The organism is Humitalea rosea (assembly GCF_003253705.1).
In the GTDB taxonomy this organism is placed as follows: Bacteria; Pseudomonadota; Alphaproteobacteria; order Acetobacterales; family Acetobacteraceae; genus Humitalea; species Humitalea rosea.
Genome location: NZ_QKYU01000049.1, coordinates 1 through 12597 on the forward strand (window position 1 = coordinate 1; position 12597 = coordinate 12597).

At 67.0% G+C, this 12597-nt stretch carries 13 protein-coding genes; 4 read left to right on the forward strand and 9 right to left on the reverse strand.

The annotated features are described in order from the left end of the window. Positions 1–261 precede the first annotated feature (261 nt). The 3 genes from C8P66_RS22900 to C8P66_RS22910 all read right to left on the reverse strand — a co-directional run bounded on the left by C8P66_RS22900 (position 262) and on the right by C8P66_RS22910 (position 2127). Entirely contained in the window at positions 262–1125 is an 864-nt protein-coding gene (locus C8P66_RS22900) for a GNAT family N-acetyltransferase (protein ID WP_111400604.1), read from the reverse strand. After that, positions 1122–1583: a Fur family transcriptional regulator gene (locus C8P66_RS22905; RefSeq protein WP_342768036.1), complete on the reverse strand. Its 462-nt coding sequence runs from the start codon at positions 1581–1583 to the stop codon at positions 1122–1124. Before C8P66_RS22905 ends, C8P66_RS22900 begins: the two co-directional genes overlap by 4 nt. Positions 1584–1686: 103 nt before the next feature. Next, positions 1687–2127, reverse strand: coding sequence for a MucR family transcriptional regulator (locus tag C8P66_RS22910; protein WP_111400606.1), 441 nt, complete (start codon positions 2125–2127; stop codon positions 1687–1689). An 81-nt stretch (positions 2128–2208) separates the two neighbouring features. Between C8P66_RS22910 and C8P66_RS22915 the strand changes: the two genes are divergently transcribed. Further along, positions 2209–2460 (forward strand): sulfurtransferase TusA family protein, encoded by a 252-nt coding sequence (locus tag C8P66_RS22915; protein WP_111400614.1) that lies wholly within the window; start codon positions 2209–2211, stop codon positions 2458–2460. Here C8P66_RS22915 and C8P66_RS22920 read toward each other — a convergent pair. Next, a complete protein-coding gene (locus tag C8P66_RS22920) occupies positions 2426–2854 on the reverse strand; it encodes a GNAT family N-acetyltransferase (RefSeq protein WP_245903756.1) in 429 nt (142 codons plus the stop codon). The two genes, C8P66_RS22915 and C8P66_RS22920, sit on opposite strands and share 35 nt — an antisense overlap. A gap of 14 nt (positions 2855–2868) precedes the next feature. Further along, a complete protein-coding gene (tsaB, locus tag C8P66_RS22925) occupies positions 2869–3525 on the reverse strand; it encodes a tRNA (adenosine(37)-N6)-threonylcarbamoyltransferase complex dimerization subunit type 1 TsaB (protein WP_111400607.1) in 657 nt (218 codons plus the stop codon). 21 nt (positions 3526–3546) lie between these two features. On the opposite strand from tsaB, the gene ddpX reads away from it, so the two are divergent. Continuing rightward, a complete protein-coding gene (gene ddpX / locus C8P66_RS22930; RefSeq protein WP_111400608.1) occupies positions 3547–4092 on the forward strand; it encodes a D-alanyl-D-alanine dipeptidase in 546 nt (181 codons plus the stop codon). Between the two features lie 175 nt (positions 4093–4267). Here the strand turns inward: ddpX and C8P66_RS22935 are convergent, their stop codons facing one another. The 4 genes from C8P66_RS22935 to C8P66_RS24215 all read right to left on the reverse strand — a co-directional run bounded on the left by C8P66_RS22935 (position 4268) and on the right by C8P66_RS24215 (position 10151). Further along, on the reverse strand, positions 4268–6361 hold the full coding sequence (locus tag C8P66_RS22935) for a catalase (protein WP_456303658.1): 2094 nt from the start codon (positions 6359–6361) through the stop codon (positions 4268–4270). Between the two features lie 148 nt (positions 6362–6509). Continuing rightward, entirely contained in the window at positions 6510–8825 is a 2316-nt protein-coding gene (locus C8P66_RS22940) for a xanthine dehydrogenase family protein molybdopterin-binding subunit (protein ID WP_158537362.1), read from the reverse strand. A gap of 63 nt (positions 8826–8888) precedes the next feature. Then, positions 8889–9644 carry a 2-keto-4-pentenoate hydratase gene (locus tag C8P66_RS22945; protein ID WP_146423044.1) on the reverse strand — a complete coding sequence of 252 codons (756 nt, stop codon included), beginning with the start codon at positions 9642–9644 and terminating at the stop codon, positions 8889–8891. Positions 9645–9884: 240 nt separating this feature from the next. Next, positions 9885–10151 (reverse strand): hypothetical protein, encoded by a 267-nt coding sequence (locus C8P66_RS24215; protein ID WP_211314256.1) that lies wholly within the window; start codon positions 10149–10151, stop codon positions 9885–9887. A gap of 241 nt (positions 10152–10392) precedes the next feature. Here C8P66_RS24215 and C8P66_RS22955 point away from each other — a divergent pair, with 241 nt between their 5' ends. Together C8P66_RS22955 and C8P66_RS22960 are read left to right on the forward strand one after the other, a co-directional pair. Beyond that, complete coding sequence (locus C8P66_RS22955; RefSeq protein WP_146423045.1) at positions 10393–11766, forward strand: outer membrane beta-barrel protein; 1374 nt, start codon at positions 10393–10395, stop codon at positions 11764–11766. Positions 11767–11891: 125 nt separating this feature from the next. After that, a complete protein-coding gene (locus tag C8P66_RS22960; RefSeq protein ID WP_111400615.1) occupies positions 11892–12506 on the forward strand; it encodes a polysaccharide biosynthesis/export family protein in 615 nt (204 codons plus the stop codon). Positions 12507–12597 lie beyond the last annotated feature (91 nt).

Sequence of the window (12597 nt, forward strand, 5' to 3'; positions counted from 1 at the left end):
TCTGACGATCCGCTCCACGCATCATACCGCCCCCAATCCACAGAATCAGCGAATCAGATCAACACCGGTTTGAACAGCCGAATTTCCGCAACCTGCTAGAGCGGGTGGAGTGAGCGCAAGCGAACGGAAACCGCGCTAGCATTACAGTTGTATTTTAGTTCACGGTGTGAGAGCCGCGCTGTCGATGCGCCAGATATCCATGACCTCCCAAATCATGGTTGCCCAGTGATTCGGAAATCATAGAACTGCGAAACTGTGATGCTAGGCTTCCTGGCCCTCAGCCACCTTGCGTTCATAGAATTTCATGTGGGTTTCGGTGATCAGGTCGGTCTTCACCACGACGCAGACATCCGTCGTGTTGAATTGCTGGTCGATCACCGCGCCCTCACCGACGAAGCCGCCCAGCCGCAGATAGCCCTTCACCAGCGGCGGCAGGCGCGCCAGGGTCCGCTTGGGGTCCAGCCCCGAGGGGTCCATCCGCAGCATCTCGACATAGCGTGACGGAACCGCCCGCGCCCGCAGCGCCGGCGGCGCCAGGTAATGCGTGGCGAGGAAGGTCAGCGGCGCGGCCAGCCGGTCCGGGTCGGTGCCCGGCAGGCTGGCGCAGCCGAACATCAGGTCGATCCGGTGGCGGAAGACATAGGCGGCGATGCCGCGCCAGAGCAGCTGCATCGCATGCTTGGTGCGGTGTTCCGACTCGACGCAGGACCGGCCCAGCTCCATCACATTGCCCGGCTGCGCCAGCAGCAGGCTGATGTCGTATTCCGCGCTGGTATAGAACCGGCCGATCCGATCGGCCCCCGGGCGGCGGATCAGGCGATAGGTGCCGACGATGGCCTCGGGCCCCTCGCCCTTGGTGTGGTCCAGCACCAGAAGATGGTCGGCGACCGCGTCGAAGACATCGGCGTCGCGCTTGCTGGCCTCGGTCGCCGCATCCGGGCGGGCGCCCATCTCGGAGTAGAAGACGCGGTAGCGCAGCGCCTGCGCGGCATCGATCTCTTCGGCCGAGGTCGCGACGCGCACCCCGAGCTTGCCCGAGCGGAGCTCGCCAAAGCCCGGGTCGTCGCTGGTATGCTGGCTGAGCCGGTTGCTGCTGCCGAAGGCGCCGGCTTCCCTCCCGCTCATCCGCGGCGGGCCTTGGAGGGGACGGGCGGCGGCGGCGCCGGCTCGACGCGGCGGCCGAACATCTCCAGCCGATGGCCGACCAGCTCGAAGCCAAGCCGCGCGGCGATGGCCTGCATCACGGCCTCATGCGCCTCATCCTCGAATTCGATCACCCGGCCGGTATCGACGTCGATCAGATGGTGGTGGTGGCCGTGTTCGGTCGGCTCATAGCGGGCGCGGCTGCCGCCGAAGTCATGCCGCTCCAGTATGCCCTTCTCCTCAAGGAGACGGACGGTACGGTAGACGGTGGCGATCGAAACCCGTGCGTCCAGCGCCAAGGCGCGACGGTAGAGCTCCTCCACGTCGGGATGATCGTCGGCCTCGCTGAGGACGCGCGCGATCAACCGGCGTTGGCCAGTCATCTTCAAGCCGCGGTCGATGCAAAGGCGCTCGATGCGGGACGGGGTATCTGCGTCCATGGGCGAGCGGACCATAACCGCGCTGCGGCACTATGGCCAAGCACCCCCTGCCGCCGGCAGGACGGAGGTGCCTGGCCAGGCTAGTGCAGCGGGCGCGAGGGCCTCAGCCGGCGTCGCCGCCGCGGGCCGACTTCGGCTTGGTGCCAAGGCCGATCTGCTTGGCCAGTTCCGAGCGGGTCCGCGCATAGGCGGGCGCGACCATGGGATAGTCGGAGGGCAGGCCCCACTTCTCACGGTACTGCTCGGGCGTGAGATTGTAGGAGGTCTTCAGATGCCGCTTCAGCATCTTCAGCTTCTTGCCGTCCTCGAGACAGACCAGATGGTCGTCCTGGATGCTCTTCTTGATCGAAACGGCGGGCTGCAGCTTCTCGGCGGGCGCGGCAACCACCACCGGCGCCGGCGCGGTGCCCAAAGAGGCCAGCGTACGATGCACCTGCTGGATCAAAGCTGGCAGGTCGGCCATGCCCACTGGGTTGTTCGACAGATGGGCCGAAACGATATCGACCGTCAGCCCCAGAAGATCGGGCGAGTTTTCCTGAGACATGGATGTAAGCTCCGGCAGTTTTTCGATACGACGCACATAGGACTTCCAATGCCCGCTTCGCAACAACCGATCGAAGATTCGATGAATGATTTTCAAGAAGAACCGGAGATGACGATCGATATAACCAAAGAGGTCTGTCCGATGACCTTCGTCCGAACCCGGTTGGCATTGGACCGAATGACCCCGGGCGCACGTCTGTTGGTATTGCTATACGGGCCTGAACCGGAGGTGAACGTACCGCGGACCGCCTTGGAACAGGGCCACGCGGTGTTATCGCAAACCCGTGGCGACGATGGAATTACGCGCCTTCTGCTACGGAAAGCGGGCGGCTGAGCACCAGCGCGTCGCTGCCATCAGCATAATAACAACGGCGACGGCCGACCTCAGCGAAGCCGAGCCGCGCATACAGGCCACCCGCTGGCCTATTCTCGGCGGATACTTCCAGAAACATGACCGTTGCGCCACGCAGCACCGCCCCCGCCACCGCGGCCCCGACCAAAGCGGCGCCGAGGCCCTGACGCCGGGCCAGGGGGGCGACCGCCAGGGTCAGCACCTCCGCCTCCCCCGCCGCGGCACGGGCGAGCACGAAGCCCGCCCCGGGCGCCCAGGCCCCGAAGGCGCCCGGCATGGCCAGCATCAGCCGGATGGCATCGGGCCCCCAGGTTTCGGCGGGCGAAAACGCCAGCGCGTGCAGGGCGGCCAGCTCCGCCGCCGATTCGCTCCCCACCGGACGCACCGGCTTCACGCCGGGGGCCGCACCGAGGGCGGGTCCACATAGAGGGGTTGGGCGGCCAGCGGCGGAATGCGCCCCGCGAGCCGCAGCGCCGCGACCGCGGCGATCGCGCCCGGATCGGGGCGGCGGCAGTCGGTCAGCACTGCCGCATCGCCCCGCGCCAGCAGCCGGGCGGCAAGCTGCGGCGCCATATCCCCCGCCGCCGCGATCGGCCCGCTCGGCCGTGGCAGGGCCTCCGGCAGCACCGAGACCGGGGGGGCCGTGGCCTGGTCCTGCCCCGGCGCGACCTGTTCCAGGAACCAATGCCCGCGCCGGCTGTCGGTGACGCTCCAGACCGCGCGCGCCGCCCGCAGCGGGGCGGGCACGGCGGCGGCCAGGGCCTCGCCCAGGGTCACGCCGATCACCGGCACCTCCCAGCCCGCCGCGAGCCCCTGCGCCAGGGACAGCGCGACCCTGAGGCCGGTGAAGCCGCCGGGGCCGATGATCGCCGCCACCGCGTCTGGCCTTGGATGCCCCGCCTCGGTCAGCAACCGCTCCACCAGGGCCGGCAGCAGCGCGGCCTGGCCCTGGGCGGCAGGCTCGACCAGGCAGCGCACCGGCCCGCCCTCCGACCAGAGGGCGGCCGATACCTGCCGCCCGGAGGCGTCCAGCGCCAGGATGATCATGACATGCTAGGGATTCGGCCCATGCTCGTTCCGCTCTCCGAGGCCGATGGCCTGTTCTTCGACATCCGCTATGCCACGCCCGACAATCTGGCGGGGTATCCCATCTACCGCCGCCCCCGCGCCCTGCTGGTGCCGGAGGCGCGCATGGCGCTGCTGCATGCCCGCGACCTCGCGGCAGCGCTCGGGCTGCGGCTGCTGGTCTTCGATGCCTTCCGCCCGGTCGAGGCGCAATGGGCGCTGTGGCATGCGGTCGAGGACAAGCGCTTCGTCGCCGACCCCCGCCTGGGCGGCGTGCATCCGCGCGGGGTGGCGGTGGACCTGACCCTCGCGGACCCCGGCGGCACCGCCTTGCCGATGGGCACCGGCTTCGATGCGACGGAGGAAGCCTCCGCCCACGGCACCCTGTCCCTGCCGGCCGAGGCGCTGCGCAACCGGGCAATCCTGCTGGGGATCATGACGGCGGCGGGGTGGGATCACTACCGGCTGGAGTGGTGGCACTACCAACTGCATGATCCGCGCCGCTACCCGCCGCTTTCGGCCAGCGCCGTGCCCGATGGGCCGATGTAGAGGAGGGCCGATGGAACAGGTCCTGGCTTTGCGGCCCTTCGTCCTGGCGCGGGATTTCGCGCTGTCCAAGCGCTATTGTCAGGCGCTGGGCTTCACGCCGACGCATGAGGATATCCATGCGATTTCGCAGCACTCGGAGAGCGGCGCCGGGATTGTAGCGGCGCCGCCCCCTTGGTCAGACGGCGTGAACCTTGGCCTCGCGTGGCCAATGGCGCAGCCCGCGACAGGCTTCGATGAAGGCGGCCGCATCAGCCGCGGCCTTCAAGGGGATGAAGCCATCATCCATGGCGGTGATGCCCGCGGCCTTCAGCAATGGCTTCGCGCTCTCGGCATAGCCGATGAATTTGGCATGGGCAAAGGCGTCATTGACGAAATCCCGCGCCGTGGCGTCCTTCGCGAGCATCGCCGCACCCTCCTCGGACGGCAGCAGCACCACGGCGTCGTACAGCACCGAAGGGCCGCCGTTCACCTTTTGCTTCGCCGGCATGCGTTTGCCGTCGCTAGTGGTGAACCCGCCGACCTTGGGCGCCACCAGCTCCACCAACGCACCCTCGGCCTCCGCCGCGCTCTGCACCGCCTTGAGCAGCACGGCATCGGCGCCGTCGGTGAGCAGGACCCCGATCTTGCGGCCCGCGAAGGTGTCGGGCCCGTTGCCGACGATGCTGAGGGGCGGAGACGGCGGCAGATCGGTGATGACCGCGCGGGCCGGGGCCATCGCCTGTGGCAATTCATCCAATCCGAGCCCATCGGCCACCTGCCTGGCCAAGATGTCGTCGACGTTCCGCAGATGCGCGACCATGCGGCTGCGGATTGCCGGCGTCTCGACCTTGCTCAGTTCAAAGACGAAGGCGTCCTTGATATGGGCCTGCTCGATCGGCGCCTGGCTGATGAAGAACTGGCGGGCCTGGCTGTAGTGATCGGCAAAACGTTCGGCACGAACCCGCCGCTTGGACCCCGTCTCGTCGGCTTCGAAGCTGCGGAACCCAACCTCGGGTGATTCGCGCGGGCCGCCGACCACACCGCCCCAGGAATTGGGCTCGTAATTCGCCCGGCCCTTCGGGTTGTGGAAGGCCATGTGCCCGTCCTGCTGGAAGGTGTGGAACGGACATTTCGGCGCATTGATCGGAAGATGGGTGAAGTTCGGCCCGCCGAGCCGCTTCAGCTGCGTATCGAGATAGGAGAAGTTGCGGCCTTGCAGCAGCGGATCATTGGTGAAGTCGATCCCCGGCACGATATTCTGGGTGCAGAAGGCGACCTGCTCGGTCTCGGCGAAGAAATTATCCACCGCGCGGTCCAGCACGAGGCGCCCGACACGCCGGATCGGCACCAGCTCCTCCGGGATGAGCTTGGTGGCATCGAGCACATCGAAGGGAAAGCCGTCGGCGAAGGCATCGTCGAAGAGCTGCAGCCCCAGCTCCCATTCCGGGAAGTCGCCGCTCTGCAACGCATCCCACATGTCGCGGCGGTGGAAGTCGGGGTCGGCGCCGTTGAGCTTCACAGCCTCGTTCCACACCACCGATTGCAGACCCTGCTTGGGCTTCCAATGGAATTTGACGAAGGTGCCCTTGCCCGCCGCATTCACCAGCCGGAAGGTATGGACGCCGAACCCCTCCATGAAGCGGAAGCTGCGCGGCAGCGTGCGGTCTGACATGATCCACAGCGCCATGTTGATGGCTTCCGGGGACAGTGAAATGAAGTCCCAGAAATTGTCATGTGCTGTCTGTGCCTGCGGGAAGCCGCGATCGGGCTCCTCCTTCGCGGCATGGATCAGGTCGGGGAACTTCATCGCATCCTGGATGAAGAAGACCGGTATATTGTTGCCGACGATGTCCCAGTTACCCTGCTTGGTATAGAGCTTCACGGCAAAGCCGCGCACGTCGCGCGCAAGGTCGGGCGAGCCTTTGTTGCCGGCAACCGTCGAGAAGCGCACGAAGGCCTCAACCCGCTCGCCCGCGCGTTGAAACACGTCCGCACTGGTGATGTCGGAGAGGGACTCATACGTCTCGAAGAACCCGTGCGCGCCGAAGCCGCGGGCATGCACGACACGTTCCGGAATGCGCTCATGATCAAAATGAAATATTTTTTCGCGGAAATGAAAATCTTCAAGCAGGGTCGGGCCTCGGGGACCGATGCGCAGTGAGTTCTGGTCGTCGGAGACCGGTGTCCCTTGCTGGGTGGTCATGACGGGAACATCGCCGCCCGCGATCTGATGGGTTTCGCCGCCTGCCCCGCGGAGTGCGGATACATCGCCAAGCTTGGCCGTTTTCATCTCGTCGCGCGATTTGCCGGACATGGTGAGGAAGCTCCTGAATGGGCGGGGCCGTGCCCCGTGTGAACGCACCTTTTCCGCTAACGTGCGGAGACGGGTCGCGTTCAGCCCAAGCAGAAAAAAATGACGGTGCGGCCCTTGGGCCCAATCACACCGGAATCGTCTCTCCCGTTGCCGCGCGCAGCGCCGCCCAGACCCGTTCCGGCGTCATCGGCAGTTCGATATGCGTGACGCCATCGCCCGCCAGCGCATCCAGCACCGCGTTGGCAACCGCCGCCGGGGCGCCATTCGTTGGCAGTTCGCCGACACCCTTGATCCCCAGAATGTTGTTCGGCGAGGACACCGACACCACGGCATGCGCGAAGGCCGGAAGAGTATCGGCGCGCGGCATCGCATAATCCATCAATGTCGCCGTCACCATCTGGCCGTCGGCATCGTAGCGCGCGTCTTCCATCAAGGCCTGGCCGATGCCGGCGGCCCAGCCACCATGGAGCTGCCCGGCCAGAAGCTGTGGGTTGACCACCGTGCCGACATCGATCGCCGCCACGAAGCGATCCAGCACGACATGCCCGGTTTCCGGGTCCACCTCGACCTCGCAGAGCGCGACGCCGGCCGGCCAGGTTTCGACCATATCGGCAAAATCGGCGCGGCCCTCCAGCCCGCCACGACGCCTCGCCACCTCCAGTATCCCGATGCGGTGGTCGGTGCCGACGACTTCGTAGGCACCGTCGCGCCAAACGACATCCGCCATCGCCGCTTCCAGAAGATCCGCGGCGTGCTCACGCCCCTGCTCGATCGCGACATCGGCGGCGCGCTTCATCGTGGCGCCGGAGATGATGGTGGAGGACGAGCCGCCGGTACCACCGCCGCGCGGGATCAGGTCGCTGTCGCCCTGCACGATCCGCACCCGCGCGGCATCCACGCCAAAGGCCGCCGCCAGCACCTGCGCATAGGCGGTCGCGTGTCCTTGTCCCTGGCTCTGCGTGCCGGTGCGCGCGACGATGCTGCCATCGTCCAGCACTTCGACAATCGAGGTTTCATCGCCCCAGCCGCCCGAGCCGTGCAGGTGGCAGGCCAGCCCGCGGCCACGCCGCAGCCCCTTGGTCACCGAGATCGCGCGACGTGCCTCATACCCATCCGCCTCGCCCAGCCCCAGTGCCGCGTCCAGCAAGGCGGGATAGTCGCCGCTGTCGTAGCGGTAGCCGAGGGCGGTGCGGTAAGGAAAGGCCTTGGGCGAGACGAGGTTCAGGCGACGCAGCGCCGCCGGATCGCGCCCCGTCTCCCGCGCCGCCGCATCCACCAGCCGTTCCAGCAACACCAAGGCCTCCGGCTTGCCGGCCCCGCGCACGGCATCGACCGGTGCCGTGTTGCTGAAGGCGCAGCGCATGGCGATATGCGCGGCGGGAATATCGTAGAGCCCGCAAATCACCTTTGCCATGCCGCCGGTCGGGATGGTCGGGGTGACGGTCGAAACATGCGACCCGAAATTCGCCACCGCATCGACCTGGATCGCCAGGAAACGGCCATCCGCATCCAGCGCCAGCGCGGCATCGGCGACGAGGTCGCGGGCATGGGTATCGGCCAGATGATGCTCGGTGCGCTCCTGTATCCAGCGCACATCCCGCCGCAGCGTCATGGCGGCGAAACAGACCAGCGCCTGTTCGGGATAGGGCGGGAGCTTGGGGCCGAAGCCGCCGCCGACATCCGGCGTCACCACACGCAGCTTGTCGCGCGGCAGCTTCAGGATGTGGTCGCATAGCGTGCGATGCAGCAGATGCACGCCCTGTGACGGCGTCGTCAGCGTCAGCCGCTCCGTCGCCACATCCCATTGCGCGAGCGCGGCCCGCGTCTCCATGTAGCCGGCAAGGATACGCGGCGAACGGAAGCTGACGCGCGTGACATGCACGGCGCCGGCGAAGGCGGCAGCGACCGCGGCGGCGTCGCCCTTGCTCCAGTCGCAGAGGAGGTTGCCGGGCGCCTCGTCATGCAGTTGCGGTGCCCCGGTGCGCAGCGCCGCATCGCCCTGCACCACCGCAGGCAACGGATCGTAGTCGACCAGGATCGCCTCGGCCGCGTCACGCGCGGCATGCGGCGTATCCGCCACCACCATCGCCACGATCTCGCCGACATGGCGCACCCGGTCTCGCGGGATCGGCAGGCGCGGCGGTTCGATGTGGCGGCGGCCGGCGGCGTCGTGGATCTCGGTGATGGCGGGGTTATGGCCCAGCCCGGCCGCAAGCGTATCGCGCGCCGTGAACACCGCGGCGACCCCCGGCATGGCGCGGGCGGCCGCGGTCTCCACGCCCAAGACTCGCGCATGAGCATGCGGCGAGCGCAGGAAGACGACATGCAGCGCGCCAGGCGCGGCAATGCCGGCGGTGAAGCGCCCGCCGCCGGTCAGCAGCCGAGGGTCTTCCAGCCGCCGCAGCGGCTGGCCCAGACCTGGTAGGACGTCGAAGGCCATGGTCACTCCTGTTCGCGGCGTGACCATCCGGCCCGCGATCGCCCATGGCAACCAGCAGGCGCGTCAGGCCAGGTTGACGACCACCTCGCCAAAGCCCTGGAAGCCCCCGGTCACCTGCTGCTGGCTTTCCACCCAAAGCAGCCCGGTGCAGCTTCCGGTCGTCACGACCTGTCCGGCCTGGATATGCAGCCCGACGGTGGGCAGATGGTTCGCCAGCCAGAGCAGCGCCACGAAGGGCCCGCCGGAAGGGTTGCCACCGACCTTCTCCACCTGCACCGCGCCGCCGCAGCTCTGCCGCACGGTCAGGCCCGCGAGGTCAAGGTCACGCCAGCCCGGCACATCGGCGCCGACCACGAGGCCGGCATGCGCGACATTGTCGGCCATCGCCTCCCAGGGCGGCATGGCGCCGGGATTGGTATAGCGGCTGATCACCATCTCGATCGCGGGGAAGCAGCCCTCGACGGCGTCCAGCACCTCGGCCTCGGAATAGGGGGTGGCGCGCGGCGGCAGGTCGCGGGCGAAGCGGAAGGCGATCTCGGTCTCGATGCCGATTTTCTCCCCGGCCGGCACCGCCCATTCCGCGGGGCCGGGCACCACACCGGATGCGGCGAGGATCGCCGCGGTATGTGGCCTGCCCGGCGGGGCGGCGCATTTGTAGCCACCGATGCGGCCGCCGAGGCGGCGCAGCACCTCGCGCTGGACCGCCCAGGCCCCGGCTTCCGTCTGCGGCGCGGCGGCCCCCAGCCCGGCCAGCTTCGCGCCGCCCGCGCGGACCGCCATGAGGAGATCTGCGGCCTTCAGCGTCGTGTCCTGATCCATATCCTGGCATCCCTGTGGTCTTGGCCGCAGCATGGCCGCAGATGCCGCCGGGATGAAGCCCACCGGACCCCGCGCCAGCATCGCGGTTGGCACGCCGACGGGGATGTTCTTCGCCTCCAGCGTCGTCACCAGGCCGAACGGCAACCCCAGGGGAATGGCGGCGATGCGACCGCCCGCGCGGAACCCGGGACGACCTGCCGGGTAGCGACAGCCCCGCTCAGAGCCAGGGCCGTCCCCTTGTCAGCATCGCTGGCGCGGCAATCGCCGGCCTCCGCCCGATATCCGGTCGAGCACCGCCGCAAGATGGTCGGCGATGACGTGCTGGATGATCTCCACGGTGATCGAGGACATCGGTGTCGCCGCATCTCGCGCGATGGCGCGGGTGCTCGCACCGCTCAGGCCCAGCCGACCGAAATGGTCGATCGCGATGTCCAGCAGCCTGGACTCTGCCGAGTCATGTCCCATGCCCAAAATGGCATTCGTTCGAACGAGCCTGTCCAGCGGCATCTCGCCAATTCATGGGTGACCCATTTGCGCCGTTTGTTTTGACCGGCCGGCCCGAATGGCTAAAACTACTGCCAGGGCGTTTTGAACGAGTCGTAGCCGTTTGTGTGCGAGGAATTTTGGCGCACTATGGGTCGTTGCAGCATATTGGGGGTCCGACGGGGCGCCGGTCGCCAGGGTCGAGGCCGGTGGGCTTTGCTTTGTTGGAAGGCATTGAATTGTTTTCGCCTTGTCGGAGAGATTCGTGACCGCTGCTGTGCCAGACGCCCGTCCCACCGGACCGCTCTTCTTCACCGCCGCCCCTCCCGCGGGGAGTGTTGCGGCCTGTCCGGCTGGCCGCAGGCCCGCCCTCCTCGCCGTGACCGTCCTTTCGGCCGGTTTCCTTTCCGCCGGCTTCCTTATGGCCGCGACACGGGAGGCTGCGGCGCAAACGACCGGGCCGGCCGACACCGCGCGCGGGGTGACGGTGCTCACCCGTCCCCGCCCCGATTATGATCCGCTGGGCGTGCGACTGCCTGGCTTTCGCCTGGATGGCGCGCTGGACGCCGGCGTTGGCTATGACGACAACACCACCGCGAACGGCAGCAACAAAAGATCCAGCTCCTTCGCGGAAGAGCAGCTGCAGCTCAGCCTCAGCAGCAGCTATACCAGACATGCGCTGGGCTTCACCGCCTCCCAGGCCACGCGCAAATATTTTGGCGATGATGATTATAGCTGGCATGACTACAACCTCGGCATGTATGGCCGGTACGATATCGGCAGGGCCTCGTCCATTGGGCTCGAGTACAGCCACATACGCAGCCATATCGATGTGACGAGCTTCGAGGTGCAGCGGGGAACACTGACCCAGCCGCTCCCCTTCGATACCGACATGGTCCGCCTCAACGGCGTCGCCGCCCTCAACCGGGTGAACCTGACCGGGGCATTGGACTACCGGAGTTTCCGCTTCGACGAGAAAGCCGATCCTGCGTTCCGGGGCGGTTCCACATCGGCGAATGACTACGACAAGGTCACGGGCGAGGCCGGGGCGGCCTATGTCATCCTCCCAGGGCGGAGCCTGACGCTGCTGACACGGCTGACGGACATCTCCTACGACCAAGCGAACCAGCGCGGCCGCAACTCCTTCACCTGGGAAGTGCTTGCCGGCGCGCAGTACGATCTTACCGGACTTGCCTCAGCCAGCTTCGGTGTGGGTTACCGCCAGCGAGACTACGACGACCCCAACATTCGCAGCATCTCCGGCCCCGCCTTCGAAGGGCTGCTCACCCTCACGCCTTCGCAACTCCTCACCGTCACCTTGGGAGTGCAGCGCACGATCGAGGAATCGATCCGTTCCAGCAACGTCAGCTACATTCGCACGGCTGCCTGGGTCGGGGGCGATTACGAGCTTCGCCGCAACGTCATCCTGAGCGGGCAGCTACGTGGCGAACGCCTCGAGTATCGCGATCCCAGCGAAACCGTCACCCAAGGCGTTGCGCTTTTATCCGCCCGGCTCCTCCTGAATCGAAACGCGTCGCTCATTCTCAGTTATCAGCACGTAAGAAGCTTTGAATCCGCGGCCGGTTTTCAGGAATTTGACCGAAACGTTTTACATCTTCGCTTACGGATCGCCATCTGATATTGTGCTGCGACGCCAGATTGCCCATTCTCATTTCGCAGAGTGCCAAGGGAGGCAGTGATCGTGATTGAACGTTGCCCGCGTCACTATCATTCATGGTCCAGCCGCGGCCGAGGATGCAGCTGATGATGGTCCCCCCGATCGGCCCTGCCGTCACCTGGGCACAGAGTGGCCGTCGCACGCTGTTGTTGACGACACCGTTGCTGGCGGCCGCGGTTCTGGCGGCCTGCGCCTCCCCCGGCGCCGACCTGCCGATCCTGCCGGAACGGACCTCGGGCACCTATCGGCTGGGCGCGGGCGACCAGCTTCGCGTGATCGTCGTCAACGACGCGGCATTGACCAGCGAATATCGGGTGAGCGACACCGGTGCCATCGCGATGCCGCTTGTCGGCTCCGTCCGGGTGGTGGGCCGCACCACCGATGAGGCCGAGCGTGAGATCGAGCGGATCATGAACGAGCGCGAGCTGTTCAACGATCCCTCCGTTGCCGTCGAGGTCGTCGCCTACCGCCCGGTCTTCGTTCTGGGCATGGTCGAGCGCGGCGGACAGACGCCCTACCAGCCGGGCATGACGGTGTTGTCCGCCGTCGCCGTGGTCGGCGGGTTCAACTATCGGGCCGTCACCGATTACGTCGGGATATCCCGCATCGGCGAGGATGGTCGCGCCCATGAGTTTCGGGGCACCCGCCAGTCGCTGCTGTCGCCTGGCGACGTGGTGAACGTGTTCGAGCGCATGTTCTAGCAGCCTGTCGGATTCACGTCATGGATGTGGTTGCCTGGTCGGGTCTGGGTGGGTTCATGGCTGCATCAGGCGATGCAGCCTGCGGCAGTTA

What these genes read in the sequence shown, in the direction of transcription:
- C8P66_RS22940 (WP_158537362.1), bottom strand. Translation starts at nt 8,825, where the DNA reads ATGGCCTTCGACGTCCTACCAGGTCTGGGCCAGCCGCTGCGGCGGCTG.
- C8P66_RS22960 (WP_111400615.1), top strand. Translation starts at nt 11,892, where the DNA reads ATGATGGTCCCCCCGATCGGCCCTGCCGTCACCTGGGCACAGAGTGGC.
- C8P66_RS22910 (WP_111400606.1), bottom strand. Translation starts at nt 2,127, where the DNA reads ATGTCTCAGGAAAACTCGCCCGATCTTCTGGGGCTGACGGTCGATATC.
- C8P66_RS22945 (WP_146423044.1), bottom strand. Translation starts at nt 9,644, where the DNA reads ATGGATCAGGACACGACGCTGAAGGCCGCAGATCTCCTCATGGCGGTC.
- C8P66_RS22915 (WP_111400614.1), top strand. Translation starts at nt 2,209, where the DNA reads ATGAATGATTTTCAAGAAGAACCGGAGATGACGATCGATATAACCAAA.
- C8P66_RS24215 (WP_211314256.1), bottom strand. Translation starts at nt 10,151, where the DNA reads ATGCCGCTGGACAGGCTCGTTCGAACGAATGCCATTTTGGGCATGGGA.
- ddpX (WP_111400608.1), top strand. Translation starts at nt 3,547, where the DNA reads ATGCTCGTTCCGCTCTCCGAGGCCGATGGCCTGTTCTTCGACATCCGC.
- tsaB (WP_111400607.1), bottom strand. Translation starts at nt 3,525, where the DNA reads ATGATCATCCTGGCGCTGGACGCCTCCGGGCGGCAGGTATCGGCCGCC.
- C8P66_RS22900 (WP_111400604.1), bottom strand. Translation starts at nt 1,125, where the DNA reads ATGAGCGGGAGGGAAGCCGGCGCCTTCGGCAGCAGCAACCGGCTCAGC.
- C8P66_RS22935 (WP_456303658.1), bottom strand. Translation starts at nt 6,361, where the DNA reads ATGAAAACGGCCAAGCTTGGCGATGTATCCGCACTCCGCGGGGCAGGC.
- C8P66_RS22905 (WP_342768036.1), bottom strand. Translation starts at nt 1,583, where the DNA reads ATGGACGCAGATACCCCGTCCCGCATCGAGCGCCTTTGCATCGACCGC.